Origin of the sequence: Streptomyces sp. NPDC007983 (assembly GCF_042958345.1) — a bacterium.
Classification (GTDB): domain Bacteria; phylum Actinomycetota; class Actinomycetes; order Streptomycetales; family Streptomycetaceae; genus Streptomyces.
Window position 1 is genome coordinate 32,734 of the sequence record NZ_JBIBJI010000012.1, and the last position, 24,201, is coordinate 56,934.

General features: G+C 72.5%; 25 protein-coding genes. 11 read left to right on the forward strand and 14 right to left on the reverse strand.

Annotated elements, in window-relative coordinates; translation table 11 throughout:
• Positions 1 to 93: 93 nt before the first annotated feature.
• From cmk to der, 3 genes are read left to right on the forward strand one after another with little or no spacing between them, the layout of a single operon-like run.
• A complete protein-coding gene (gene cmk / locus ACFZCY_RS30430; RefSeq protein ID WP_391180280.1) occupies positions 94 to 798 on the forward strand; it encodes a (d)CMP kinase in 705 nt (234 codons plus the stop codon).
• On the forward strand, positions 795 to 1,475 hold the full coding sequence (locus ACFZCY_RS30435) for a 1-acyl-sn-glycerol-3-phosphate acyltransferase (RefSeq protein ID WP_391180283.1): 681 nt from the start codon (positions 795 to 797) through the stop codon (positions 1,473 to 1,475). The genes cmk and ACFZCY_RS30435 overlap by 4 nt, the downstream gene beginning before the upstream one ends.
• A 54-nt stretch (positions 1,476 to 1,529) precedes the next feature.
• The gene (gene der / locus ACFZCY_RS30440) at positions 1,530 to 2,993 is read left to right on the forward strand and encodes a ribosome biogenesis GTPase Der (protein ID WP_391180286.1); all 1,464 of its coding nucleotides are present in this window, start codon (positions 1,530 to 1,532) and stop codon (positions 2,991 to 2,993) included.
• Positions 2,994 to 3,045: 52 nt separating this feature from the next.
• Here der and ACFZCY_RS30445 read toward each other — a convergent pair whose 3' ends face one another.
• Positions 3,046 to 3,411, reverse strand: coding sequence for a hypothetical protein (locus ACFZCY_RS30445; RefSeq protein WP_391180288.1), 366 nt, complete (start codon positions 3,409 to 3,411; stop codon positions 3,046 to 3,048).
• A 61-nt stretch (positions 3,412 to 3,472) separates the two neighbouring features.
• Positions 3,473 to 4,297, reverse strand: a complete 825-nt coding sequence (locus ACFZCY_RS30450) for a hypothetical protein (RefSeq protein ID WP_391180291.1) — start codon at positions 4,295 to 4,297, stop codon at positions 3,473 to 3,475.
• Between the two features lie 269 nt (positions 4,298 to 4,566).
• On the opposite strand from ACFZCY_RS30450, the gene ACFZCY_RS30455 reads away from it, so the two are divergent.
• From ACFZCY_RS30455 to ACFZCY_RS30465, 3 genes are all read left to right on the forward strand, one after another.
• Positions 4,567 to 5,805 carry a glycosyltransferase gene (locus tag ACFZCY_RS30455; RefSeq protein WP_391180294.1) on the forward strand — a complete coding sequence of 413 codons (1,239 nt, stop codon included), beginning with the start codon at positions 4,567 to 4,569 and terminating at the stop codon, positions 5,803 to 5,805.
• A 62-nt stretch (positions 5,806 to 5,867) separates the two neighbouring features.
• The gene (locus ACFZCY_RS30460; protein WP_391180760.1) at positions 5,868 to 6,728 is read left to right on the forward strand and encodes a hypothetical protein; all 861 of its coding nucleotides are present in this window, start codon (positions 5,868 to 5,870) and stop codon (positions 6,726 to 6,728) included.
• Positions 6,729 to 6,805: 77 nt separating this feature from the next.
• A complete protein-coding gene (locus ACFZCY_RS30465) occupies positions 6,806 to 7,780 on the forward strand; it encodes a WYL domain-containing protein (RefSeq protein WP_391180296.1) in 975 nt (324 codons plus the stop codon).
• Here ACFZCY_RS30465 and ctaD read toward each other — a convergent pair.
• From ctaD to gvpO, 9 genes are all read right to left on the reverse strand, one after another.
• The gene (gene ctaD / locus ACFZCY_RS30470; RefSeq protein WP_391180298.1) at positions 7,731 to 9,470 is read right to left on the reverse strand and encodes a cytochrome c oxidase subunit I; all 1,740 of its coding nucleotides are present in this window, start codon (positions 9,468 to 9,470) and stop codon (positions 7,731 to 7,733) included. The two genes, ACFZCY_RS30465 and ctaD, sit on opposite strands and share 50 nt — an antisense overlap.
• 115 nt (positions 9,471 to 9,585) lie before the next feature.
• On the reverse strand, positions 9,586 to 9,864 hold the full coding sequence (locus tag ACFZCY_RS30475; protein ID WP_055553182.1) for a gas vesicle protein K: 279 nt from the start codon (positions 9,862 to 9,864) through the stop codon (positions 9,586 to 9,588).
• A complete protein-coding gene (locus ACFZCY_RS30480; protein ID WP_361485616.1) occupies positions 9,861 to 10,052 on the reverse strand; it encodes a gas vesicle protein in 192 nt (63 codons plus the stop codon). Before ACFZCY_RS30480 ends, ACFZCY_RS30475 begins: the two co-directional genes overlap by 4 nt.
• Positions 10,049 to 10,888, reverse strand: a complete 840-nt coding sequence (locus ACFZCY_RS30485; RefSeq protein WP_391180301.1) for a GvpL/GvpF family gas vesicle protein — start codon at positions 10,886 to 10,888, stop codon at positions 10,049 to 10,051. Before ACFZCY_RS30485 ends, ACFZCY_RS30480 begins: the two co-directional genes overlap by 4 nt.
• Positions 10,885 to 11,265 (reverse strand): gas vesicle protein GvpJ, encoded by a 381-nt coding sequence (locus ACFZCY_RS30490; protein ID WP_391180304.1) that lies wholly within the window; start codon positions 11,263 to 11,265, stop codon positions 10,885 to 10,887. The genes ACFZCY_RS30485 and ACFZCY_RS30490 overlap by 4 nt, the downstream gene beginning before the upstream one ends.
• A complete protein-coding gene (locus ACFZCY_RS30495; protein WP_391180307.1) occupies positions 11,244 to 11,450 on the reverse strand; it encodes a gas vesicle protein GvpG in 207 nt (68 codons plus the stop codon). The genes ACFZCY_RS30490 and ACFZCY_RS30495 overlap by 22 nt, the downstream gene beginning before the upstream one ends.
• Entirely contained in the window at positions 11,450 to 12,169 is a 720-nt protein-coding gene (locus ACFZCY_RS30500; RefSeq protein ID WP_391180310.1) for a GvpL/GvpF family gas vesicle protein, read from the reverse strand. The genes ACFZCY_RS30495 and ACFZCY_RS30500 overlap by 1 nt, the downstream gene beginning before the upstream one ends.
• A 13-nt stretch (positions 12,170 to 12,182) precedes the next feature.
• Complete coding sequence (locus ACFZCY_RS30505; RefSeq protein WP_391180312.1) at positions 12,183 to 12,641, reverse strand: gas vesicle protein GvpJ; 459 nt, start codon at positions 12,639 to 12,641, stop codon at positions 12,183 to 12,185.
• A 52-nt stretch (positions 12,642 to 12,693) separates the two neighbouring features.
• Complete coding sequence (gvpO, locus tag ACFZCY_RS30510; RefSeq protein ID WP_391180316.1) at positions 12,694 to 12,999, reverse strand: gas vesicle protein GvpO; 306 nt, start codon at positions 12,997 to 12,999, stop codon at positions 12,694 to 12,696.
• Positions 13,000 to 13,406: 407 nt separating this feature from the next.
• On the opposite strand from gvpO, the gene ACFZCY_RS30515 reads away from it, so the two are divergent.
• Entirely contained in the window at positions 13,407 to 13,622 is a 216-nt protein-coding gene (locus tag ACFZCY_RS30515) for an I78 family peptidase inhibitor (RefSeq protein WP_391180319.1), read from the forward strand.
• A gap of 136 nt (positions 13,623 to 13,758) precedes the next feature.
• On the opposite strand, the gene ACFZCY_RS30520 is transcribed toward ACFZCY_RS30515, so the two are convergent.
• Both ACFZCY_RS30520 and ACFZCY_RS30525 read right to left on the reverse strand, forming a co-directional pair.
• The gene (locus ACFZCY_RS30520) at positions 13,759 to 14,805 is read right to left on the reverse strand and encodes a phosphatase PAP2 family protein (RefSeq protein ID WP_391180321.1); all 1,047 of its coding nucleotides are present in this window, start codon (positions 14,803 to 14,805) and stop codon (positions 13,759 to 13,761) included.
• A gap of 313 nt (positions 14,806 to 15,118) precedes the next feature.
• Positions 15,119 to 16,303, reverse strand: a complete 1,185-nt coding sequence (locus tag ACFZCY_RS30525; protein ID WP_391180324.1) for a hypothetical protein — start codon at positions 16,301 to 16,303, stop codon at positions 15,119 to 15,121.
• A gap of 371 nt (positions 16,304 to 16,674) precedes the next feature.
• Here ACFZCY_RS30525 and ACFZCY_RS30530 point away from each other — a divergent pair, with 371 nt between their 5' ends.
• Positions 16,675 to 18,435: an MFS transporter gene (locus ACFZCY_RS30530; protein ID WP_391180326.1), complete on the forward strand. Its 1,761-nt coding sequence runs from the start codon at positions 16,675 to 16,677 to the stop codon at positions 18,433 to 18,435.
• A gap of 114 nt (positions 18,436 to 18,549) precedes the next feature.
• Positions 18,550 to 19,737, forward strand: a complete 1,188-nt coding sequence (locus ACFZCY_RS30535) for an acyl-CoA dehydrogenase family protein (RefSeq protein ID WP_391180329.1) — start codon at positions 18,550 to 18,552, stop codon at positions 19,735 to 19,737.
• A 206-nt stretch (positions 19,738 to 19,943) separates the two neighbouring features.
• Here ACFZCY_RS30535 and ACFZCY_RS30540 read toward each other — a convergent pair whose 3' ends face one another.
• The gene (locus ACFZCY_RS30540) at positions 19,944 to 20,378 is read right to left on the reverse strand and encodes a cell division protein SepF (protein WP_391180331.1); all 435 of its coding nucleotides are present in this window, start codon (positions 20,376 to 20,378) and stop codon (positions 19,944 to 19,946) included.
• A gap of 293 nt (positions 20,379 to 20,671) precedes the next feature.
• On the opposite strand from ACFZCY_RS30540, the gene ACFZCY_RS30545 reads away from it, so the two are divergent.
• Positions 20,672 to 21,850 (forward strand): DUF5685 family protein, encoded by a 1,179-nt coding sequence (locus ACFZCY_RS30545; RefSeq protein ID WP_391180333.1) that lies wholly within the window; start codon positions 20,672 to 20,674, stop codon positions 21,848 to 21,850.
• Positions 21,851 to 22,283: 433 nt separating this feature from the next.
• Positions 22,284 to 24,185, forward strand: coding sequence for an FAD/NAD(P)-binding protein (locus tag ACFZCY_RS30550; RefSeq protein ID WP_391180335.1), 1,902 nt, complete (start codon positions 22,284 to 22,286; stop codon positions 24,183 to 24,185).
• Positions 24,186 to 24,201 lie beyond the last annotated feature (16 nt).

Genomic DNA, 24,201 nt, shown 5'->3' on the forward strand with positions numbered 1-24,201 from the left:
GACCGGGCGCCCCGGATGAGCCAGTAACCTTGTCCGGGGCTCAAGCTAGCTCCGTTCAACCCAGCCCCGTGCATACGAAAGGTGTCTGTCACCGTGGAAACCGCCGCCCGGACCGCCCCGGCAGCAGTGATTGTCGCGATCGACGGCCCCGCAGGCACGGGCAAGTCCAGTACCTCCAAGGCCGTCGCGGCCAAGCTCGGCCTCGGCTACCTGGACACCGGCGCCCAGTACCGGGCGATCACCTGGTGGATGGTGAACAACGGCATCGACGTCGAGGACGCCGTCGCCGTGGCCGACGCCGCCCGCAAGCCGGTCATCGTCTCCGGCACCGACCCGGCCGCCCCGACCATCACCGTCGACGGCACCGACGTCTCGGGGCCGATCCGCACCCAGGAGGTCACCTCCCGGGTCAGCGCGGTCAGCGCGGTCCCCGAGGTGCGCCAGGTGATCACCGAGCTGCAGCGGACGATCGCCACCGAGGCGCCGCGCGGCATGGTCGTCGAGGGCCGGGACATCGGCACCACCGTGCTTCCGGACGCCGACCTCAAGATCTTCCTCACCGCCTCCGCCGAGGCGCGGGCCGCCCGCCGCAGCGGTGAGCTGAAGGGCAAGGACGCCTCCGACCTGGCCGCCACCCAGGCGGCGCTCGCCAAGCGGGACGCCGCCGACTCGGGCCGCAAGGCGTCGCCGCTCGCCAAGGCGGACGACGCGGTCGAGGTGGACACCACCGACCTCACCCTCGACCAGGTCATCGAATGCGTGGTCACGCTGGTCGAGGAGAAGCGGGCCGCCGCATGACCGCCACCGCCGACCCGGCGCTGCCGAGCGCGTCCGGCGCCGTGGTGGGGCGCCGGATCGGCATCGGCCTGATGTACGGGCTGTGGCGGCCGCGGGTGCTCGGCGCGTGGCGGATCCCCTCCGCCGGGCCCGTCATCCTGGCCGGGAACCACTCCCACAACATCGACGGACCGATGCTGATCGGGACCTCGCCCCGGCCGCTGCACTTCCTGGTCAAGAAGGAGGCGTTCATCGGTCCGCTGGACCCGTTCCTGCGCTTCATCGGCCAGCTGAAGGTGGACCGTACGACCGCCGACCGCACCGCCATCACTCATGCGCTGGGTGTGCTGGAGCGCGGCGGGATGCTGGGGATCTTCCCCGAGGGCACCCGCGGCGAGGGCGACTTCGCGTCGCTGCGCTCGGGGCTCGCGTACTTCGCGGTACGGTCCGGCGCCCCGATCGTGCCGGTGGCCGTGCTCGGCACCGGCGAGCAGCGCCGCGCCGACGGGCGGGCCCGGGCGCTGCCGAGGCTGCGCAGCCGGATCGACGTGGTCTACGGCGACCCGTTCCAGGCGGGGGACGGCAGCGGCCGGCGGACCAGGGCGGCGCTGGACGAGGCGACCGTGCTCATCCAGAAGCGTCTGGGCGAGCACCTGGGGAGCGCCCGGCGGCTCACGGGCCGCCACAACGAGACATAGACCCGCGTGCCCACCAGGGCGCGCGGCACTGAGGGACGACGAGGACATCACTTCATGAACGACCAGATCCACAGCGGCGGCGACGAGCACGGAGAGCTGGGCGACGCCGAGTACGCGGAGTTCATGGAGCTCGCCGCGCAGGAGGGCTTCGACCTGGAGCAGGTCGAGGGCGACCTCGCCGCCGCCGGGCACGGCCCGCTGCCGGTGCTCGCCGTCGTCGGCCGCCCGAATGTCGGCAAGTCGACCCTGGTGAACCGGATCATCGGCCGCCGTGAGGCGGTCGTCGAGGACAAGCCGGGCGTCACCCGCGACCGGGTCACCTACGAGGCCGAGTGGTCAGGGCGTCGCTTCAAGGTGGTCGACACCGGCGGCTGGGAACAGGACGTGCTCGGCATCGACGCGTCCGTGGCCGCCCAGGCGGAGTTCGCCATCGAGGCCGCCGACGCGGTCGTCTTCGTGGTGGACGCCACGGTCGGCTCGACCGACACCGACGAGGCCGTGGTCAAGCTGCTGCGCCGGGCCGGCAAGCCGGTCGTGCTGTGCGCCAACAAGGTGGACGGCCCGAGCGGCGAGGCGGACGCGGCGATGCTGTGGTCGCTGGGCCTCGGTGAGCCGCACCCGGTCTCCGCCCTGCACGGCCGCGGCACCGGTGACATGCTCGACGCGGTGCTGGAGGCGCTGCCCGATGCCCCGGCCCAGACCTTCGGGGCCACGGTCGGCGGTCCGCGCCGCATCGCGCTCATCGGCCGCCCCAACGTCGGCAAGTCCTCACTGCTCAACAAGGTGGCGGGCGAGGAGCGCGTGGTCGTCAACGAGGTCGCGGGCACCACCCGCGACCCGGTCGACGAGCTGATCGAACTCGGCGGGATCACCTGGAAGTTCGTGGACACCGCCGGTATCCGCCGCCGGGTCCACCTCCAGGAGGGCGCCGACTACTACGCCTCGCTGCGCACCGCGGCCGCCGTGGAGAAGGCCGAGGTCGCGGTGGTCCTCATCGACACCAGCGAGTCCATCAGCGTCCAGGACCAGCGGATCATCACGATGGCCGTGGAGGCCGGGCGCGCGCTGGTCATCGCGTACAACAAGTGGGACACCCTCGACGAGGAGCGCCGCTACTACCTGGAGCGCGAGATCGAGACCGAGCTGGGGCAGATCCAGTGGGCCCCCCGGGTCAACGTCTCGGCCCGCACCGGCCGCCACATGGAAAAGCTCGTCCCGGCGATCGAGACGGCGCTGGCGGGCTGGGAGACCCGGGTGCCGACCGGGCGTCTGAACTCGTTCCTCGGCGAGATCGTCGCCTCCCACCCGCACCCGATCCGCGGCGGCAAGCAGCCCCGCATCCTTTTCGGCACCCAGGCCGGCACCCGGCCGCCGCGGTTCGTCCTCTTCGCCTCAGGCTTCCTGGAGGCGGGCTACCGCCGCTTCGTCGAGCGGCGGCTGCGCGAGGAGTTCGGCTTCGAGGGCACCCCGATCCAGATCTCGGTGCGGGTGCGCGAGAAGCGCGGCCGCAAGAAGTGACGACCGCGAGCGGGGGCGCCACCGCCACGAGGTGGCGCCACCCTCGGGTGGCTCAGTACCGCCCGTCGCGCGGACCGGGCGGCAGCGCGGGCAGGTACGTGCGGTAGTACAGCCCGCCGGTGTCCCAGGCCCCGCCGTGGCCGCCGCTGGTCAGGCCGCGGGGCTGGCCGATGGCGCTGAACGCGACGAACCCCAGATCCTCCTCGTCCGACCGGTCGCCGGGCAGCGCCCGGAACAGCCGCCGGTACTCCGCGTACAGCGCGTCGTAGATCGGCGTCGCGGAGTGCCGCCACGGGTCGGGCGACGCCTCCAGCGCCGGGCGCATGGCCGGGATGTGGGCGTAAGAGGGGGAGCGGTAGGGGAGGTCGTATCCGTGCACGTATGTGCCAACGACCAGGCCGCCCTTGGGATGCGGCATCGGCGGCGAATGGGCCGCTTGGGTCAGGCAGCGGCAGCCCGGGACGGGGTGGGTCACCGGATCAGGTGCCCGCGAGCGGCATCGAGGCGCCGACCAGCGCGCCGCGCGCCGCGGCCCGGTCCAGGGCGGCGCGCAGCTGGTCCTCCCGCGGCTGGGTGCCGATCGTGCCCGCCGCCGCCGCGTACACCAGGACCTGCTGGGAGCGGCCCACCGCGCTGCGCCAGCCCTCGCTGAGCGGCATCGGGCTGTGCGCCTGCCACCAGGCCACCGGGGAGCCGCCGTTGGCCGTCGGCATCAGCACCGCGTGCAGCTGCCCCATGGCGAGCAGCACCGACCAGCCGGGAATGGCCACCGGCGGCCGGCCGAGGTCGATCACCGGCAGGAAGCCCTGCTCGGTGAGGAGCGGCAGGAAGTCGTCGCCGTGCCCGGTCGCGCCGGGCCGGGTGATCGGCCCGGTCGGCTCGACGACCAGCGCCGGGCGCTGCTCCCCGCCCACCAGCACCACCCCGCTGGTGACGCCGAGCACTGCCTGCTGGGGCGGCGGCGGGGCGGAGTGGGGGTAGGCGGCGGGCTGCCCGGGGGGCGGCTCGGCCGCGTACGGCGAGGACTCCTCGGCGGTGATGGACCGTACCGCACCGGCCAGCTGCTCCTCGGAGACCGGGACGACCTGGGAGGGGACGCAGGTGGCGTGCGCGAACGCGAGCACGGCGGTTTCCTGCCCCACGAACAGCACCGTGCTGGTGCGCTCCTGGTCGGAGTTGCCGGGGGTGCGGCAGGACGTGCAGTCGTAGGCGCCCGGGGCGTTGTCGCCGGCGAGCAGCCGGTCGGCTTCTTCGTCGCCGATCTCGGCGCGTACGTCATCGCTGACGTCGAGCATGCGCGGCACGGGTGGCTCCTCGGTCTCGGTCCATGGCCGGGCGGTCCCCGGCTCATACGTAGACAACGGCCATCCACGGCGGGGGTCACGCGGCCACCGCCCGTCACACCTGTGATGCGGGAGTTCCCGTGGAAGTTCCCTGAATTGGCTACCGATTTCCTATCTGTTGGGGAACAAGACAGTGATGCCGCCCAACCCTGCGGCCGCTTTCGTTGTCTTACGTCGTGGTAGGCGGACGAGACACCCCGTCCGCGGGGATACGGTGGGATACGGGACGGATGCACATCTCATTCCTGATTCACAACGCGTACGGGATCGGCGGGACGATCCGGACCACGTACAACCTCGCCCGCACGCTGGGGGAGCAGCACGACGTGGAGATCGTCTCGGTGTTCCGCCACCGGGACCGGCCGGTCTTCGACCCCGGCCCGAACGTGCGGCTCGCGCATCTCGTCGACATCCGTAAGAACAGCCCGGGTTACGAGGGCGACGACCCCGCGTACACGCGGCCCGCGAAGGTCTTCCCGGCGGCCGAGGGCCGGTACCAGCAGTACAGCGAGCTGACCGACCGCCGGATCGGCGAGCATCTGCGGCGGCTCCAGGCCGATGTGGTGGTCGGCACCCGCCCGGGCCTCAATGTGCACATCGCCCGGGAGGCGCGCCGCGGCCCGGTCCGGGTCGGTCAGGAGCATCTGACGCTCAGCACCCACTCCCCGGGGCTGACGCGGACCCTGCGCGGCTTCTACCCGCGGCTGGACGCGGTGACGACCGTCACCGAGGCCGACGCCAAGGACTACCGCGGCCAGATGCGGCTGCCGGGCGTACGGATCGAGTCCGTGCCCAACAGCGTCCCCGCGCCCGGTCTGGAACCGGCCGACGGCACCGGAAAATGGGTCGTCGCGGCCGGCCGGCTCGCCCCGGTGAAAAGGTACGACCTGCTGATACGGGCGTTCGCCAAGGTCAGCGAGGCCCGGCCGGACTGGCGGCTGCGGATCTACGGCGGCGGCGAGCAGCGCGCCAAGCTGCGCGCCCTCATCGACAAGCTCGGCCTCTACAACCACGTCTTCCTCATGGGCCCCGCCAACCCCCTGGACCCCGAGTGGGCCAAGGGTTCGATAGCGGCCGTCACCTCCAGCCTGGAGTCGTTCGGCATGACCATCGTGGAGGCGATGCGCTGCGGCCTGCCGGTGGTCGCCACCGACTGCCCGCACGGCCCGGCCGAGATCATCGACAACGGCGTGGACGGCCGCCTCGTGCCCTCCGGTGACACCAACGCGATCGCCGGGGCGCTGCTGGACCTCATCAACAACGACGAACTGCGGCAGCAGATGGGCCAGGCGGCGCTGAAGGACTCCGCCCGCTTCGACCCGTCCCGGGTGGCGGGCCGCTACGAGACCCTCTTCACCGATCTGAGGGCGCGCGGCGGACTGCGCGGCACGCTGCACCGGGCCCGCGGCTCGCTGGTCGGCGGGGCGTTGGCGACGACCGAGGCGATGCGAAGGGTGCGAGTGGCATGAGGGGAACCGGGAGCGTGACAGCGAGATCGGCCGAGCCCACCCAGCCCATCGAGGGGGACAGCATGAAGGAAGCCACCGAGGCCACCGCGACGCGCGCCGACTGCGTCGCGGACTCCGCCGGTGGACTCACCTTCCACATCGCGGACTGGGTCCGCCCGGAGCCGGGGAGCTACGACGACTGGAACGGCGCGCTGGTGCTGATGCGGCGCGGCGCCGGCCCCGCCGAGGACGGCGAGGTCCGGCTGCCGCTCGGCCCCACCGCCGACGGGCGGCTGCAGGCCGCGCTGCCCGGCACCGTCGCCCTGCCCGAGGGCCGCTGGGACGTGTTCGTGGCGTACGGGGACCAGGAGCCGCGGCGGCTCGCCCCCGGCCTGCACGATCTGCGCTCGCTGGTCGACCGCAGGCCCGGCCCCAGCACCTCGCCGCTGTCCGTCCGCATCCCCTACGCCACCAAGCACGGCAACCTCAGCTTGCGCACCTGGCGCCGGGTGCCGCACGCCGAGGCCGGGGAGATCCGGCTGGACGACGGCACGATGACGGCCGGCGGGCGGCTGTACCGGGTGGAGTCGCCGGCCGACTGGCTGGACGGCGCGGTGGTGGAGGCCCGCTGCCGCCGGGACCCTGACCTGGTGCGCACCGCGCCGGTGACGGCGGACGGCGCCGGTTTCTCCTTCACCCTCTCCTACGCGCGGCTCGCGGAGAGCTGGGGCGGCGGCACGGACCTGTGGGACCTGTGGCTGCGCCCGGCGAACGGCACGGCGGCCCCGGTCCGGCTCGCCCGGATACTGGACGACGTCGCGGACAAGAAGGAGATCTTCACCTATCCGGCGCGGACGGTCGACGCCCCGCACGGCACCGCCACGGTCCGTCCGTACTACACCGTCGACAACGATCTGTCGGTGAAGGTCGCCGACCCGGACTGAGCGCCCCCGGCACAGTGTGGTGTCCGCGGTGCCCTTGAGGACGTGGCCTGTCCTCAAGGGCTGGCAGACTCGGCCCCATGTTGGAGACCTCGGCCCGGCTGCTCCGTCTGCTCTCCCTGCTGCAGGCCCACCGCGAATGGTCCGGCGCGGACCTCGCCGACCGGCTCGCCGTCACCCCGCGCACGGTGCGCCGCGACATCGACCGGCTGCGCGAGCTGGGCTACCCCGTGCACTCCGCGCCCGGTACGGCGGGCGGCTACCGGCTCGGCGCGGGTGCCCAGCTGCCGCCGCTGCTGCTGGACGACGAGGAGGCGGTGGCGGTCGCGGTCGGGCTGCGCCAGGCCGCGGGCGGCGTCGAGGGCATCGAGGAGACGTCGGTGCGCGCCCTCGCCAAACTGGAACAGGTGCTGCCGGACCGGCTGCGCCGCCGGGTGAGCGCGCTGAGTTCGTTCATCGTGCCGATGCCCGGCCTGGCCCGGGGCCCCGGCGTGGACCCGGCCGTCCTGACCGAGCTGGCGGGCGCCTGCCGGGACGCCCAGCGGCTGCGCTTCGAGTACCGCGACCACGGCGGTGCGGTCACCCGCCGCACCGCCGAACCGCACCGCCTCGTCGCCGCGCAGCGCCGGTGGTACCTGGTCGCCTGGGACGTGGACCGGGACGACTGGCGTACGTACCGGGCCGACCGCATCACCCCCACCCCGCCGCACGGCCCCCGCTTCACCCCGCGCCGCCCACCCGCTGACGATCTCGCGGCGTACGTCTCCCGGGGCGTGTCCCACGCCGTCTACCGGGAGCGGGCCACGGTCCTGCTGCGGGTGCCCGCCGAGCGGGCGGCGGAGCGCATCCCGCCCCTGGTGGGGGTGGTGGAGCCGGTCGACGAGCACAGCTGTCTGCTGCACACCGGCGCCCACGCCCTCGACGCGCTGGTGGTCCACATCGTGCTGACCGGCTTCGACTTCGAGGTGCGGGAGCCGGCCGAACTCAACCAGCACATCCGCGCGATCAGGGACCGGCTGGACCGTTCCCTGGGCCACGACCGGGCCCCGGGCTGACCGCGCCCCGGCCTTTGAGCTGCTGGTCCCGCTCCTGCTCGGCCGAGGCCACCTCGGGATGGTGCAGATCGAAGGCGGGCGACTCGGTGCGCACCCGCGGCAGGGTCAGGAAGTTGTGGCGGGGCGGCGGGCACGAGGTCGCCCACTCCAGCGAGCGGCCGAACCCCCAGGGGTCGTCCGCCTCGACCTTCGCGCCGTACTTGGCCGTCTTCCAGACGTTGTAGAGGAACGGCAGCGTCGAGATCCCGAGCAGGAAGGCGCCGATCGTGGAGACCGTGTTGAGCGCCGTGAAGCCGTCCGCCGCCAGATAGTCGGCGTAGCGGCGCGGCATGCCCTCCGCGCCCAGCCAGTGCTGCACCAGGAACGTGGCGTGGAAGCCGGTGAACAGCGTCCAGAAGTGGATCCGGGCCAGCCGCTCGTCCAGCATCTTCCCGGTGAACTTGGGCCACCAGAAGTAGAAGCCCGCGAACGTCGCGAACACGACGGTCCCGAAGACCACGTAGTGGAAGTGGCCGACGACGAAATAGGTGTCCGTGACGTGGAAGTCCAGCGGGGGCGAGGCCAGGATGACGCCGGTCAGCCCGCCGAACAGGAAGCTCACCAGGAAGCCGACCGCCCACAGCATGGGCGCCTCGAAGGACAGCGAGCCGCCCAGCATGGTGCCGATCCAGTTGAAGAACTTCACCCCGGTGGGCACCGCGATCAGGAAGGACAGCAGGGAGAAGAAGGGCAGCAACACCGCCCCGGTGGCGAACATGTGGTGCGCCCAGACCACCATCGACAGGGCGGTGATGGCCATCGTCGCGCCGATCAGCGTCAGATAGCCGAAGACCGGCTTGCGTGAGAAGACCGGGATGATCTCGGTGATGATGCCGAAGAACGGCAGCGCGATGATGTAGACCTCGGGATGGCCGAAGAACCAGAACAGGTGCTGCCACAGCAGCGACCCGCCGTTCGCCGCGTCGAAGACCACCGCCCCGAACCGCCGGTCCGCCTCCAGCACCAGCAGCGCCGCCGCCAGCACCGGGAACGCCATCAGGATGAGGATCGAGGTGAAGAGGGTGTTCCAGGTGAAGATCGGCATCCGGAACATCGTCATCCCCGGGGCGCGCATCGTGATGATGGTCGTCAGGAAGTTCACCGCGCCGAGGATGGTGCCGAAACCGGAGAGCGCGAGACCCATGATCCACATGTCGGCGCCGATGCCGGGGGAGCGCACCGCGCTGTTCAGCGGAGCGTAGGCGGTCCAGCCGAAGTCCGCGCCGCCCCCGGGCACCATGAGGCCGCCCACCACGATCAGCCCGCCGAACAGATACAGCCAGTACGACAGCATGTTGAGGCGGGGGAAGGCGACATCGGGAGCGCCGATCTGCAGCGGCATGATCTCGTTGGCGAACCCGGCGAAGGCGGGCGTCGCGAACAGCAGCAGCATGATCGTGCCATGCAGGGTGAACGCCTGGTTGTAGGCCTCCTGGGAGACGATCTGCATCCCGGGCCTGGCCAGTTCGGCGCGCATCACCAGCGCCAGCACGCCGCCCGCCAGGAAGAAGCCGAACGAGGAGATCAGATAGAGGTGGCCGATCTTCTTGTGGTCGGTGGTGGTCAGCCAGTCGACCATCACCCGGCCCCGGCGCGGGAGCCGTGACCGTCCGGCCGGTCCGGCCGCGGGACGCGCGGTCTCTGTCACCATCGGGGCTCCCTGGGGCTCTCTGAGGTCGACCGGCTGCGGTCGGTTCCGGCCATGATCGCCCTGTTTGTGGAAGGGTGCGAGGCTATGTCCCGGGTGTCACGCGCTCAGAGTGCCGTCACTCTCGCGGGGGCAGCAGCGGGCCGAGCGGCCCGAGGTCGAGATTGAGGTCGGACTCCTTGATGCCGTAGCGGTCGCACAGCGTCCCCATGCGGTCCTCCAGCAGCATCAGGGTCTGCCCGATCCGCTCCTCCTGGTCCTCCGTCAGGTCACCCTGGTCCACCCGGCGCAGCGCCTGCCGCTCCATCAGCTGCCGCAGCAGTTCGACGACGGTCAGGACCAGCTTCATCAGATCGCGCTCGACCGTGTCCTGGTCCAGCTCCAGCTTCCGGCTCACGGTTCCTCCCAGGGAGACGGCACGTTCTCGTTCACCGAGCTGATGAGCGCGCGCAGATCGATGCGTACGAGATCGACGTCGGCGATGCGCAGGGTCACGTCGCCGGTGATGACCACGCCGCCCGCGAGCAGCCGGTCCAGCAGGTCCACCAGGGCGATCTGCCGGTGGGCGAGTGGGCTCGTGGTCATGGTTCGGCCCGCCCGTTGCCCTCGGCGGCGACGAAGGAGTACGGCGCCCACGGGCCGGTCAGCTCCAGCCGCAGCCCCGGCTCGCGCCCGGCCAGCCGGCCCACCTGCTCCGCGAACGCCTCGCTGTCCTCGCGCGGCAGGAGATACGCCGCGTTGAGCACATTGCGGTCCGCCTCGCCGGACAGCCGTACGTCCTGCGGCGGATGCAGCCGGGCGCCCTCGGCGAGCGCGGCCAGCGTCTCGTGCACCCGGCGCGCACCCTCCTCCGTGCGCCCCCAGCGCTCCTCGGAGGCGCGCCGCTGCGCGCCGCGGCGGCGCAGATAGTCGCGGCCCGAGGTGGCGGCCGAGGGTTCGGCGGACGGCTCCTCAGCGGGGGCGGGGGCCGCGTACACCTTGACGCCCCACTCCACCCGGCCCTCCAGCCGGTCCAGTGCCGTCGTGAACCGGTCCCGGCCGGTGGCGAGCAGCCGCCGCAGCCCCTCCTCGCCGCGGCAGACGGTGGCCATCCGGACCGGGATGACACAGGTGTCCGCCCCGGCCGTGTCGACCACCCGCTGATGGGCGCGGGCGACGCCCTCCAGCCACGTCAGGTCCTCCAGCCGCTCGCGCAGCGGCCCCTCGTCGAAGTCGGCGGCCGGGACGGGGCCCGCCAGCACGGCGAGCCCCAGATGAGGGACGGCGCGCACCGGTTCGCCCGCGACCCCGCGCACCCGCTCCAGGGCGGTACGCGGGATGTCGGCCTCGCGGACGACGGCGTACGCGTACTCCAGCGTTCCGGTCGCCGCGGCCGTTTCCGCCGTGTCCGTCGCGTCGGTCACATGGGTCGCGTCGGTCATCCGGCCGCCTCCTCGCTCGTGCCGTTCTCCACCGGCGGCGCCGGTGCCGGTGCGGGCGCCGGCGCCGGGTCGCGGCGGGCGCGCGACGACAGCGACGGGTCGTGCTCCCACCAGTCGATGCCCATCTCCCTGGCCTTGTCGACGGAGGCCACGATGAGCCGCAGCTTGATCGTGAGGAGTTCGATGTCGAGCAGATTGATGCGGATGTCGCCCGCGATGACCACGCCCTTGTCGAGCACCCGCTCCAGGATGTCGGCGAGGTTGGCCGAATCACCACGGGTGGCGAGCCCGGACGAGCCGGAGGCACCGTACGGCGCCCGCGAGCCGTATCCCGCCGCGGAGCCGTACGCGGTGGTCACAGGGTCCCGTTCGCCCATTGCTGCGCCTCCTCCATCCGGTCGAGCAGCACGTCCTCATGCCGCTCGAACTCCGCCTCGTCGATCTCCCCGTCCTCCAGCCGCTGCTCCAGGGCCATCAGTTCGCGCTGGATCGCGGCCGGGTCGTAGTACTCGCGCTCCGCCGCGGCGAGCACCTGTCTGAGCACCCAGCCGATCAGCAGCATCAGGATTCGACGAAGCTGTAGGGCGGCAGCGGGCCGTTCACCCGCAGCTTCATCCAGGGGTGGGCGTTCTCCAGGTCGGCGACCGCTTCGAGCAGCGGCTCGGAACCGTCCTTGGCCAGCAGCACCGACAGGCTCAGGAACCAGCCGCCGCCCTCCGGGCCGGGGCGCACCGCCTCGGCGGCCGGGGCCAGCGCCTCCTCCACGGTCCGCGCGTCGCGCACCTCACGGGCCCGCACCGCGTTCGCCACCCGCTCGCCGAAGCGCATCCGCTCCTCGTAGGTGCCGCCGCCCGCGGCCCGGTTGGCCTCGGCCATCAGCCGCAGCTCCGGCTCCTCGGAGAGCACCTGGTGGAGCACCGCGTCCTCGTCGTGCACCGCCTTGACGTTGTACTCGACCCGGTCGGCCAGCCGCCGCAGCTGGTCCTCGTAGCGGTCGGCGTGCTGGCTCAGCACCGTGCGGACGTCCTCGTCGCTGGCGGAGACCGAGCCGAACCGCATCGGCAGCACCGAGCGCTTGTCGCTCACCTCGGTCAGTACGTGCTGATGGGCCAGCAGGTCGCGGCGCCGGGGCTTCAGCTCCGGCGGGCAGTCGCTGACGATCGCGGCCAGCTCGCCCTCGTTGAGGGCGCGCACCGGCAGCGGTGGATCACCGATGCCGAGCAGCGTGTCGCCGAGGTCAGGGAGGGTGCCGCGGGCGATCCCGTACACATAGGTGCTCATCAGCTCTCTCTCCTCAGCTTTCGTCGGCCTTCTTCGGCGCGGACTTCCGGGCCGCCGGGCGCCGGGACCGGGTACGGGCGGGCTCCTCCTCGGGCTCCTCGTCGCCCCGGAGCGCATCGGCCACCGAGTGGGCGGCCTTGGAGACGGTCTCGCCGGCCCCGGACAGCGCGCCCTTGGTCTTGCTGCGGGCACCGCTCTCGGTGGCGCCGTCGAGGATCTCGGGGATGCCGGGGGACTTGTTCGGACCGGCCTCCAGGTCGAGGCGGTTGCACGCCTCGGCGAACCGGAGGTAGGTGTCGACGCTCGCCACCACGACCCGGATATCGATCTTGAGGATCTCGATGCCGACCAGGGAGACGCGGATGAACGCGTCGATCACCAGGCCGCGGTCGAGGATCAGTTCCAGGACGTCGTAGAGACCGCTGGTGCCGCCCCCGCCCCTGCTCTGCTGTGCCGGAACAACCGTGGTCATGTCGTGTGTGTCCTCTCGTGTCCGGCCGGGCCGGCCGTTTTCCCCCTGCCGGTCAGCCGCGGTCACTTCGCCCGCGTTCGTAACGGCGGATGCGCCGGTAGCCGGTGAGCTGGCCGTCCGGGTCGAGAGTCACCTCGTACAAGGCCATCAGGCTCATCGACTCCGGCACCCGGGCCAGCTCCACCACTTCGGCGTCCAGCACCCAGCCGTCGTCGGTCTGCTCCAGGCGGGGCAGCGACTCGGGGTACAGGCCCGTCAGTTCGACGAGCTGTTCCCGGGCGGATCGCAGGAGCGCCAGTGGGCTCGGGCCGCTGGTCGCCGTCGTCTTCTTGCGGGGTCCATCGGATGTGTCTGTCATGTTCGCCTCGGTGGCGCCGGGTACCGCGGTCCCGGCGGGGTAAACCTTGGGGTTCGAATTCCCCGATTTGTGTCGGAATTGTGCGCTCCGGATGCCGGGTGCCCGATCGGCGGTGGCATATTCCTGCGGCCGATGAAATCCCCCGGGGCATGTCATGGGCGGGCCCCGCGCCTATACCAGAACCACGTCTTTGCCAGCGGATACCGGCCAAAACTCTCCGTCATCTTTCGGGCGTCAACACGCGGCTCGTAAGAGTGACAAAGTCGATGACAAACCCGGGCGTGTTTTCTGTGACACAAGTGTGACGAATGGCGGACGCGGGGCGGATGAGGCGTTGTCGGTGTGCTCCGCAGCACGCCGGAAGGTGTTCCTTTCCCACCTGTCCGGCTGCGCCTACGGTGGCTGTCATGGGACCTGTACCGAACCTTCCGGCCGAACCCGACGACGACCTCGACAGCTATGTGGGGCTCGACGCCCGGACCGCCGAGGAGGTGGCGCGCGAGCGCGGCTGGACCACCGTGCGGGCGCTGCCGCCGGGCGTGATCATCACGATGGAGTACCTGCGCGGCCGCATCAACTTCGAGGTCGCCGACGACGCCGTACGGCGCTGCTGGCGCGGCTGACCGCCCGCCCGCTCGGGCGGGCACGGCGACACACGGCGACGGCCCCGGAGCTCCCTCGAGGAGCCTCCGGGGCCGTCGTCTGTGCTGTGTGCGGGCCGCGGGGGTGTGCGTACCGGCCCGCGGTGGGCCGGGGCGGCTAGCCGCCCGTGGCCGGGGTGCGGCCGCGCCCGGCCGAGGGGCCGAACGGGGTCGAGGAGCGCGGCACGCGGTCGGCGTGCGGCGGCCGGCGGCTGCCGACCGGGGTGACCGGGGTGCGCTCGGAGCGGACCGTGTGCTGCCGCCCCGCGTGGTGCGGCCGCGCCTCGGGCACCCGCCCGGTGGAGCCCGGCCGGCCGACCACGCTCACCGGCTCGCGCAGCGGAGCCTCGTCGTCGCGCGCGGCCCGCGGCGTGGCCAGGGCGGGGCCGGAGGCCGGTCGCGCGGAGGGCAGGGGCACCGGCACCCGGCCGTCGCGCAGCCGCCGGTACAGGCTCAGCAGCAGCACCTCGGCACGGGCCATCGCCGGCTCCAGCCACGGCAGGGCCAGCAGGACCAGCACGCCGGCGGCCCAGCCCAGCACCACGTCGCTCAGCCAGTGGGTGCCCAGGTACACGGTCGTCATGCCGACGCCGAAGGCGAAGCCCGCGGCGATCAGCGAGGCGATCCTGCGGGCCAGGGGAGTGGTCGCCAGATAGGCCAGCACACCCCAGGTGACCACGGCGTTCGCGGTGTGACCCGAAGGAAATATATCGCCGGTGCGCCACATCTCATTGGAGCCGACGCTCGTCGCGTAGTGCGGGCCGAGCCGGCCGAAGCCGATCTTCACGGCGCCCACGGTCATGTTCAGCAGCAGCAGCGAGGTGCCCAGCACCAGCCCCGGGCGCAGGGTGCGCTGCTGGTAGCAGCACCACCCCAGCCACGCGGCGACCGCCACCGCGGTGGGGCCGCGCTGGCCCATCACCACGAAGTAGTCCAGGAACATGTGGAACTCCGGCCACTGCTTGTAGGGCCGGAACAGCATGACCTGCCAGTCGAACTCCACCAGCCAGGAGGTGGTGAGCACGCCGATCACGGTCGCGGCGTAGACCGCGAGGGTGGTTCCGAGCAGCCAGAAGCGTGTTCGGGTCATCCGCGGTCGCGTGGGATCGCGCCGCGCGAGATCGGTGGGTCGCTCCTCCTTGAGGAGCTTGTCTTCGGTACGCACCTAATCGACGTTACATTGCGTGACAGGGGGGTTCAGTCGATCAGGTCGCTTTGTGATGACGATGTGATGTGGGGTGTGTCTCGTCGGGCGGCTTTTGGCCGCCCCTTTCCACGGAATGCGCGAGGCCCCGGCGCATTTGTGCGCAGGCCTTCCTATCAGCGATCCGGGATCTCTTTATGGAATTCTTACAGGGGTGTTTATCGGCGATTGGCCGTGGCGTTCCTCACCGTTTCCCGGGGCGTCGCCCGGGCGACAGCCGGGCTCCCGTCGCCGGGGCCGGCGGCCCGCCGCCCGGCCGGACCGGGCGGCCGGATCACGGCGGCCCCGAGCCGTGCAGCCACCACGCCCCGTACGCCGCGGAGGCCAGCCCCACCGAGCCCAGGACCAGCGCGCTGCGCGCCGGACGCAGCCGGACCAGGGCGATCGCGAGCGGGATCAGCACCGGGAAGGCGGGTATCAACAGCCGCGGCTTGGAGCCGAAATACCCCTTCGCGGCCAGCGCGAGGACCAGCACCGAGCCGCTGTACACCAGCAGCGGCAGCGGCTGGCGCTGCCGTACGCACGCCACGTACAGCCAGAGCAGCGCGGTCAGGCCGAGCAGCAGCGCGATCCCGGCGATGAACGGCGGATGCACCAACAGCCCGCCGATGAAGGCCGCGAAGGCCAGCCCGCCGTCGAATCCGTTCCCCCAGCCGTTCTGGACGTCGAAGTACCCGGTGAGGCTGTCGGTCCGCACCGCCACCCAGACCACATAGCCCAGCCAGCCCAGCGGCGCGAGTGCCACCCCGGCCAGGGCGCGCCGGTGGGTATGGAACGCGCGCCGCCACCGCTCGCCGGGCAGCAGCTCCACCGCCGCCGTGATCCACACCGCGGCGACCACCGCCGCGCCCACCGGCCGGGTGAGCCCCGCGAGCGCCGCGAGGACCCCCGCCCACACCCAGCGCCGGGTGAGCACCGCATACACCGACCAGGCGGCCAGCGCCGTGAAGAGCGACTCCGAATACGCCATCGACTGCACGATCCCGACCGGCAGCACCCCCCACAGCACCACCAGCGCGATCCCCACCCGGCGCCCGTACACCAGATCGCCGACCGCGAAGATGCCCCACGCGGCCAGCAGCGAGGTGATCGAACTCACGGCCAGCCCCGCGTCCGGCGCGCTGAGCGGCGTCACGGCCGATATGGCGCGCTCCAGCCCGGGGAGCAGCGGGAAGAACGCCAGGTTGGAATGGACCGATCCATCGGCCAGATGGATCGTGTAGCCGTATCCCTCCTCGGCGATGCGGGAGTACCAGAGCGAGTCCCATCGGGCCGTGAGGAGCTGGTGTGGACTCTTGCCCGCGACCGCCCCCCAACCCGCGAGAACCACGAGGCCGAGCGCGCGCGTCCCGGCATACAGCAGCAGCGCCGGGGCGGCCCGGCGCAGCGCGGCGAGCGCCACGCCGCCCGGCAGCCCGGCGCCGGGCGGCGCGGTGTCGGCTTGGGCGAGATCAGTCACGGCGACGATTATCGAGGATGATTCCGGGGCCCGCCGGGCCTGTGGACAACCGGCGGACGAACAGCCGGCGGCCGACGGGAGGACGGCCGGGGGACCGCCGGCGGACGGTCGGCGTACAGGGGACGGACGGGAGAGGGACGGAAGAGGGACGGAAGAGGGACGGCGGACAAAAGGGGAGCGGCGGAACGTATTCCACCGACCTGGCCTGCGGTGATGCCCACAACATGACCTGCGGCACACGCCCCGCGCGGCGACTCGCGTACCCTGACCTCTCCACTCGTGCCTTCGCCGCCGGGCCGCCGCACGTCCCTACGAAGTGACGTTCGTCCCGTCCCGGCGCGACGCGAGCGCAAGACCAGGGAGGTGCGTACATGTCCGGGACGACCACGGCCCGCACTCGGCGGACGGCGGCCGTTCCCCGGCAATGGCGCGGTACCGAGGCGGGCGGCGGCGCGAACCGCTGGATCGTCCTCCTCGTGCTCTGCGTCAGCCTGCTGCTCGTCGCCGTGGACGCGACCGTGCTGCACGTCGCGGTTCCGGCCGTGACCGAGGACCTGCGGCCCGGCGCGATCGAGCTGCTGTGGATCGTGGACGCCTACCCCCTGGTCTGCGCCTCGCTGCTGATCCTCTTCGGCACCCTCGGCGACCGGGTCGGCCGCCGCCGGGTGCTGCTGCTCGGCTACGCGTTCTTCGGCGCCGCCTCGGCGCTCGCGGCCTTCGCCGCCACCCCCCAGATCCTCATCGTGGCCCGCGCCCTGCTGGGCGTCGGCGGCGCGATGATCATGCCCGCGACGCTGTCGATCCTGCGCCAGGTCTTCCCCGACCGCCGGGAGCGTGCCCTGGCCATCGGCATCTGGAGCGCGGTCGCGGCGGTCGGCGCGGCGGTCGGCCCGCTGCTCGGCGGCTTCCTGGTCGAGAACTTCTGGTGGGGCTCGGTCTTCCTGGTCAACCTCCCGCTGATGGCCGTGGCGCTGCCCGTCGGCCGCTGGCTGCTGCCGGAGTCCACCGGCGACCGGGACGGCCCCTGGGACGTGCTGGGCGCGCTCATGGCCGCCTGTGGGCTGTTCTGCCTGGTCTTCGGAGTGAAGAGGATGGGCAGCGGCGCGGGGCCGCTGGACGCCCCCACGGCCGCCCCGGTCCTGTTCGGGTTGGTGGTGCTGGTCCTCTTCGTCCGCCGCCAGCGGCGCCGTACGCATCCGCTGGTGGACCTCAAACTGTTCGCCCGGCCCGCCTTCTCGATCTCCGTCGGCTGCATCGTGGTCGCCCTGCTCGCGCTCGTGGGCCTGGAGCTGATAGCAGCGCAGTACCTCCAGCTCGTCCTCGGGCTCACCCCGCTGGAGACCGGGCTGAGGCTGCTGCCGCTCACCTTCGCCGCCATGGCCGCCGGGCTCGTCGGCTCCCGGATGCTCCAGCGGCTCGGCCCCCGCGCGATGGTGGCGCTCGGCTTCGTGCTCACCGCCGCCGGAGTCCTTTCGCTCACCGTCATGGGCCAGTCCGACCGGCCCGCGGTGCTCGTGATCAGCTTCGTCGTCCTCGGCTTCGGCCTGGAGACCACGCTGTTCAGCGCGTACGAGTCCATGCTCAACGAGGCCTCCGCCAAGTCGGCGGGCGGTGCCGCCGCCATCGGCGAGACCTCCTACCAGCTCGGCGCCGGGATCGGCATAGCCTTCCTGGGCAGCGTCATGAACGCCGCCTACAAGCCGGGCGTCTCCTCGGTGGCCGGGGTGCCCGACCGGGCCAGCTCCGCCGCGAGCCAGTCGCTGGGCGCGGCGTACGACGTCTCCGCCCATCTCGGCGGGAAGCCCGGAGCCGCGCTGCTCGCCGCGGCCCGCGCGTCCTTCGTCCACGGTCTGCACGTGACGCTCGCGGTCAGCGCCGGTCTGCTGCTGCTGGGCGCGGTGGCCGCGCTGCGGCTGCCGAAGACCATGGAGTGCGCGCCCGCCGACGAAGACGACACGGACAGCACGGGCGGCACGGGCGGCTCCGGCGGCACGGGCGGCACAGAGGGCTCGGACGGCACGGCTTCCGCCGGGTCCGCGAACGTCCCCGGAGCCCCGGAAGCCACCTGCGCGTCGGGCGCCCCGCCGCGCCGCGATCCCGCCGCCGCCGTCGGCGCCGAGTCCGGAAGCTGACGGCGCCTCTCCCCGGGCGCCGTGCCCCGCTGATCCACACGGTCTGGACGGCGGGCGTTACCCGGCCGTAGCGTCAGCGGCCGTAAGGCCACACCGAACCGGAGGTCGCTGCTCATGTCCGCTGGCACCCTGCCGCCGTTCGACCCCGACGACCCGCTGGGCATCGACGACCTGCTGGAGCCGGAGGACCTGGCGGTCCGGGCCACCGTGCGGCAATGGGCCGCCGACCGCGTCCTGCCCCACATCGCCGACTGGTACGAGCGCGGCGAACTCCCCGGCATCCGCGAGCTGACCCGCGAACTCGGCTCCCTCGGCGCGCTCGGCATGTCCCTCACCGGCTACGGCTGCACGGGCGCCAGCGCCGTCCAGTACGGGCTGGCCTGCCTGGAGCTGGAGGCCGCCGACTCCGGCATCCGCTCCCTGGTCTCGGTGCAGGGCTCGCTCGCCATGTACGCCATCCACCGCTTCGGTTCCGAGGAGCAGAAGCAGCGGTGGCTGCCGCGCATGGCCGCCGGCGAGGTCATCGGCTGCTTCGGGCTGACCGAACCGGACCACGGCTCCGACCCGGCCGGCATGCGCACGTACGCCAAGCGGGACGGCACGGACTGGGTGCTGACCGGCCGTAAGATGTGGATCACCAATGGCTCGGTGGCCGGGGTCGCGGTGGTGTGGGCCCGCACCGACGAGGGCATCCGCGGCTTCGCCGTCCCCACCGATACGCCCGGCTTCTCCGCCCCCGAGATCAAGCACAAGTGGTCGCTGCGCGCCTCGGTCACCAGCGAACTGGTCCTGGACGAGGTGCGGCTGCCCGCCGACGCCGTACTGCCCGAGGTCACCGGGCTGCGCGGACCGCTGTCCTGTCTGAGCCACGCCCGCTACGGCATCATCTGGGGCGCGCTGGGCGCGGCGCGCTCGTCCTTCGCGTCGGCGCTGGAGTACGCCCGGAGCCGGGAGCAGTTCGGGCGGCCCATCGGGGGCTTCCAGCTCACCCAGGCCAAGCTCGCCGACATGGCGGTGGAACTGCACAAGGGCGTGCTGCTCGCCCATCATCTCGGGCGGCGGATGGACGCGGGGCGGCTGCGGCCGGAGCAGGTCAGCTTCGGCAAGCTGAACAACGTGCGCGAGGCGATCGAGATCTGCCGCACGGCCCGGACCATCCTGGGCGCCAACGGGATCTCACTGGAATATCCGGTGATGCGGCACGCGACGAATCTGGAATCGGTGCTCACCTACGAGGGCACCGTCGAAATGCACCAACTGGTGCTCGGCAAGGCGCTCACCGGTCTCGACGCTTTCCGGTGAGCCGCCTCGCCGAGGCCAGGGCGTGTCCGCAAAGTCCCGCCGGGCCCGCGACGCCTGGCACGCACGCTCGCTGCGTTGTCGGGCGCGTCCGAGTAGGCCCACTACGAGGACGACCCTCCGCCTTGCGATCGCACGCGCCCCCAGCTACCGCTGGGAGGTGCCCCCTGACGCCGCGGGCTGATCCGACGCGACTTTGCGGACACGCCCTAGCTCTGGTTGAAGAAGCCGCCGACCCTGCGGCTGGGCTCCCCGCTGACGATCTGGTAGTCGGCGGGGGTGAGGAGGAAGACGCGGTTGGCGACGCGCTCGATGGAGCCGCGGAGCCCGAACGTCAGTCCGGCGGCGAAGTCCACCACGCGCTTGGCGTCGGCGGGCTCCATGGTCGTCAGGTTGACGATGACCGGGATGCCCTCCCGGAACATCTCACCGATTCCGCGGGCGTCCCGGAATCCGTCCGGGGTGACCGTCGCGATCCGCGTGCCCTGGTCCTGTGCGGCCTGGTCGGCCACCCGCACCCGCGGGTCGGTCACCCAGGAGTCGCCGGGCTCGGGTCCCTCGGCGTAGTCGTCGTCGTAGTAGCGCTCGTCATCGCTGTCGTCGACGAGGCCAAGCCAAGCGCTCGCCTTGCGCACCGATCCCATGGACGCCTCCTCTCCTCTTAACGGTGTGTACTGTCCGCCCCTCTATGGTCGTCCATGATGCGGATGATGTGCCACGTGGATTGCGGCCGCACAGCGGATTTGTGACGTTACCGGTGCACAACGTTTGGCGCCATATCAGGGTCACGCCTGATGACGGGGGCTGACGGTGCGCTGGGTAGACTCCGCAGGCCGGACGGGTGACACCGGGGACGTACGGGTGAACGGGGAAAGTTTTGTTTGGCATTATCCGGCCTTGTCGGCACCGGCTGTCGCAAAATCTCCGGACGGAATGGATGGCGCATCTGTGCGGGCTGTGCCTCGCGCTGCGCGGTGACCACGGTCAGTTCGCCCGCATGGCTACCAACTACGACGGGCTGGTCATATCGGTTCTGGTGGAGGCTCAGGCCGGTCGCCCCGACAGCCGGCGGCGCACTGCGGGGCCGTGTCCGCTGCGCGGGATGCGCACCGCGTCGGTGGCCCGGGGCGAGGGCGCCCGGCTCGCGGCGACCGTCTCGCTGGTGCTGGCCTCCGCCAAGGTGCGGGACCATGTGGCGGACGGTGACGGGGTGTTGGCCCGGCGGCCGGTCGCCGCGGCCGCCCGCCGGGTGGCCGGGCGGTGGGACCGGGCGGGCGCCCGCAGCGGTGCCGAGATCGGCTTCGACACGGCGGTGCTGCTGGACGCGGTCGGACGGCAGCAGGGGATCGAGGAGATGGCGGGTGCCGGTACCTCGCTGCTGACGGTCACCGAGCCGACCGAGACCGCGACCGCCGCGGCTTTCGGCCACACCGCCGTACTGGCCGGAAAGCCCGGCAACCGGGCGCCGCTGGAGGAGGCGGGACGGCTCTTCGGCAGGCTCGCGCATCTGCTGGACGCGGTCGAGGACATCGCCGAGGACGCCGAGACGGGTGCCTGGAACCCGATCACGGCCACCGGCGCGGACCTCGCCGAGGTGCGGCGGCTGTGCGACGACGCGGTGCAGGGGGTGCGGCTCGCGCTCCAGGACGTCGCGTTCGCCGGGAAGGGGTCCGGCAAGCTCGCCCATGTGCTGCTGGCGCACGAGCTGCCGCGCGCGGTGGACCGGGCGTTCGGCACCACCGCCTGTACCCACACCGGGCAGACCGCGGACGCCCCGGAGTCGTCCCAGGGCGCGCCGCCGCCGCAGTCGCCGTGGATCACGCCGCACGGGCCCGGCGGTGGCCCCGGCGGCACGCCGCCCGAGCCGCCGGACCGGGGCAGGCGGCGCGGGCTGATGGCCGGGTGCGCGGTATGGGCCGGGCTCTTCTGCACCTGCCAGGTGTGCTGCCGGGATCCGTACCACGACCCGTGGTCGGGGCAGCCGCGCGAGGGCTGGTGCCACAAGTGCGATGACTGCTCGGACTGTTGTGATTGCTGTGACTGCTGCAGCAACTGTGGTGACTGCTGCGGTAACTGCTGTGACGGTTGTGACTGCGGCTGCGATTGCGGCTGCTAGCCGACGCTCCGAAACAGGCCGTGCGCGAGGGGAAGCGCGAAGCGCTGAAGCGTGTGTGAAGGCGGGCGAAGACGCGTGACGACGCGGACGTGAGCGGCCACACCGGCACGGCCGGCGGGCGGGCGAAGCCCGAAACCTCGAAGCCGAAGGGGCAGCGGAGGCGGGCGGAGTCAGCCCGAACAGGACGACGACCACACCCGACCGAAGTCGATGTGGTCGCGCGTGACCAGTCGCTGCCATGAATGCATGGGGTAAGTGGAGCAGCCTTCCGGTTCCGCGTCAACCGTGGCGAGACACCCCGCTCACAGTGTGGACAGTCTTGACAACGGGCCGTGGCCACGCCTTAACCTCGGCCCCATGCCGTGCTGAGGGGCGCGGCCGAAGTGTGTGCGGGCAACGCGTGTGTTCCTTCACGAACTCACGGAGCCTTCGCATGTCCGCCACCCCGGACCTCCCTTCCCCATCGCCGCACGCCGTCGTCATCGTCGGCGCGGGCCCGCGCGCCACCGGGCTCGTGGAGCGGATCGCCGCCAACGCGCCCGAACTCCACACCGCCGCGGCCCCGTTCACCCTGCACCTGGTCGACCCGCATCCGCCCGGCGGCGGCCGCGTCTGGCGCCCCGACCAGTCCCCGCTGCTGTGGATGAACTCCATGGCCGAGGACGTCACCATGTTCACCGACGAGTCGGTGGAACGGGACGGCCCGGTCCGCCCCGGCCCCTCCCTCGCCGAGTGGGCCGACCGCGTGCGCCGCGGCGCGCTGCCCGCCGGTGAACTGGCCGCCCTGCCGCCCGAAGCCGTCGCCGAGGCCACCTCGCTGACCGGCCGCAGCTTCGCCACCCGACGGCTGCAGAGCGCCTATCTGCGCTGGGTGTACGAGCGGTCGGTGGCCGCCCTGCCGCCCGGCGTCACCGTCCAGGAGCACCGTTGCCGTGCCGTACGGGTCACCGGACCGCGCGACGGACGCCAGCAGGTGTGGCTGGAAGGGCGCGCCACCCCGCTCCTCGCCGACGCCGTCGTCTTCGCCCTCGGTCATCTCGACGCCGAGCCCGACCCCGAACAGCGGGCGCTGTCCGCCTTCGCGGCCGAGCACCAGCTGGTGCATCTGCCGCCCGAGTTCACCGCCGACAGCGAGCTGAACCGGCTGCGGCCCGGCGAGCCGGTCATCGTCCGCGGCTTCGGCCTCGCCTTCGTCGACCTCATGGTGCTGCTCACCGAGGGACGCGGCGGACGGTACGACCACGGGCCCGGCGGGCGGCCGGTCTACCGGCCCTCCGGGCGCGAACCCGTGCTGTACGTCGGCTCGCGCCGTGGCGTCCCGTACCACGCCAAGATCGGCTACGGCCTGACCGGCGAACGGCCGCCCGTACCCCGCTTCTTCGGCCCCGCCCAGGTCGACCAGCTGCTGCGGCGCCCCACACCGCCCGACTTCCGGCGCGACATCCGGCCGCTGATCGACAAGGAACTCGGATTCGCCCACTACCACCGGCTGTTCACCGTCCACCCGGAGCGTACGGCCGCCGACTGGGCCGACTTCGAGGAGCGGTACGCCGCCTGCCCGCCCGGCAGCGCCGAACTGCGCGCCCTGGTGGCCGCCACCGTCCCCGACCCGGCCGACCGGCTTGATCTCGACGCCCTCGACCATCCGCTCGACGGGCTGCGCCACCCCGGACCCGACGCCCTCCAGGAGGGCCTGCGCGGCTACATCGAGGCCGATCTCGCCCGCCGCCACGACCCCGCGCACAGCACCGACCTGGCCGTCTTCCTCGCCCTGCTCTCCGTCTACGGCCAGCTCACCCGGCTCGGCGACCTCGGCGACGGTGGCTGGTGGCACGGCTTCTTCAGCCACCTCGCCTCCGGACCGCCCGGCCCGCGCCTCGAACAGCTCCTCGCGCTCTCCCGCGCCGGGGTCGTCCGGTTCCTCGGCGCCGGGATGACCGTGACCACCGATCCCCGGCGCGGGGTGTTCCAGGCGGGCGGCGCGAACGTCCCCGGCACTCAGGTCGAGGCCCGCGCCCTGGTCGAGGCCCGGCTGCCGGAGCCGACCGTGCGCCGCTCCCGCGATCCGCTGCTGCGCGCCCTCCACCGGGACGGCGCGGCCGCCACCCCCGCCGGACTGCTCGCCGTCAGCCCCGACGACGCCCGGATCCTGGACCGGAACGGCCGCCCCCACCCGCGCCGCTTCGCGCTCGGCCCGCACACCGACGGCCGCTCCTCCGGCGCCTTCGCCCGGCCCCGTACCAACGCCCCCGCGTTCCGGCAGAACGACGCGACCGCGCGGGCCCTGCTGCTCGCGCTGCGCGACCTGTCCTGTCGCGCCGCGCTCACCGCCTGAGCCCGTACCTCAGCCC

What these genes read in the sequence shown, in the direction of transcription:
- ACFZCY_RS30435 (WP_391180283.1), top strand. Translation starts at nt 795, where the DNA reads ATGACCGCCACCGCCGACCCGGCGCTGCCGAGCGCGTCCGGCGCCGTG.
- der (WP_391180286.1), top strand. Translation starts at nt 1,530, where the DNA reads ATGAACGACCAGATCCACAGCGGCGGCGACGAGCACGGAGAGCTGGGC.
- ACFZCY_RS30445 (WP_391180288.1), bottom strand. Translation starts at nt 3,411, where the DNA reads ATGCCGCATCCCAAGGGCGGCCTGGTCGTTGGCACATACGTGCACGGA.
- ACFZCY_RS30455 (WP_391180294.1), top strand. Translation starts at nt 4,567, where the DNA reads ATGCACATCTCATTCCTGATTCACAACGCGTACGGGATCGGCGGGACG.
- ACFZCY_RS30460 (WP_391180760.1), top strand. Translation starts at nt 5,868, where the DNA reads ATGAAGGAAGCCACCGAGGCCACCGCGACGCGCGCCGACTGCGTCGCG.
- ACFZCY_RS30465 (WP_391180296.1), top strand. Translation starts at nt 6,806, where the DNA reads ATGTTGGAGACCTCGGCCCGGCTGCTCCGTCTGCTCTCCCTGCTGCAG.
- ctaD (WP_391180298.1), bottom strand. Translation starts at nt 9,470, where the DNA reads ATGGTGACAGAGACCGCGCGTCCCGCGGCCGGACCGGCCGGACGGTCA.
- ACFZCY_RS30480 (WP_361485616.1), bottom strand. Translation starts at nt 10,052, where the DNA reads ATGACCACGAGCCCACTCGCCCACCGGCAGATCGCCCTGGTGGACCTG.
- ACFZCY_RS30485 (WP_391180301.1), bottom strand. Translation starts at nt 10,888, where the DNA reads ATGACCGACGCGACCCATGTGACCGACGCGACGGACACGGCGGAAACG.
- ACFZCY_RS30490 (WP_391180304.1), bottom strand. Translation starts at nt 11,265, where the DNA reads ATGGGCGAACGGGACCCTGTGACCACCGCGTACGGCTCCGCGGCGGGA.
- ACFZCY_RS30495 (WP_391180307.1), bottom strand. Translation starts at nt 11,450, where the DNA reads ATGCTGCTGATCGGCTGGGTGCTCAGACAGGTGCTCGCCGCGGCGGAG.
- ACFZCY_RS30500 (WP_391180310.1), bottom strand. Translation starts at nt 12,169, where the DNA reads ATGAGCACCTATGTGTACGGGATCGCCCGCGGCACCCTCCCTGACCTC.
- ACFZCY_RS30505 (WP_391180312.1), bottom strand. Translation starts at nt 12,641, where the DNA reads ATGACCACGGTTGTTCCGGCACAGCAGAGCAGGGGCGGGGGCGGCACC.
- gvpO (WP_391180316.1), bottom strand. Translation starts at nt 12,999, where the DNA reads ATGACAGACACATCCGATGGACCCCGCAAGAAGACGACGGCGACCAGC.
- ACFZCY_RS30515 (WP_391180319.1), top strand. Translation starts at nt 13,407, where the DNA reads ATGGGACCTGTACCGAACCTTCCGGCCGAACCCGACGACGACCTCGAC.
- ACFZCY_RS30530 (WP_391180326.1), top strand. Translation starts at nt 16,675, where the DNA reads ATGTCCGGGACGACCACGGCCCGCACTCGGCGGACGGCGGCCGTTCCC.
- ACFZCY_RS30535 (WP_391180329.1), top strand. Translation starts at nt 18,550, where the DNA reads ATGTCCGCTGGCACCCTGCCGCCGTTCGACCCCGACGACCCGCTGGGC.
- ACFZCY_RS30540 (WP_391180331.1), bottom strand. Translation starts at nt 20,378, where the DNA reads ATGGGATCGGTGCGCAAGGCGAGCGCTTGGCTTGGCCTCGTCGACGAC.
- ACFZCY_RS30545 (WP_391180333.1), top strand. Translation starts at nt 20,672, where the DNA reads ATGGCGCATCTGTGCGGGCTGTGCCTCGCGCTGCGCGGTGACCACGGT.
- ACFZCY_RS30550 (WP_391180335.1), top strand. Translation starts at nt 22,284, where the DNA reads ATGTCCGCCACCCCGGACCTCCCTTCCCCATCGCCGCACGCCGTCGTC.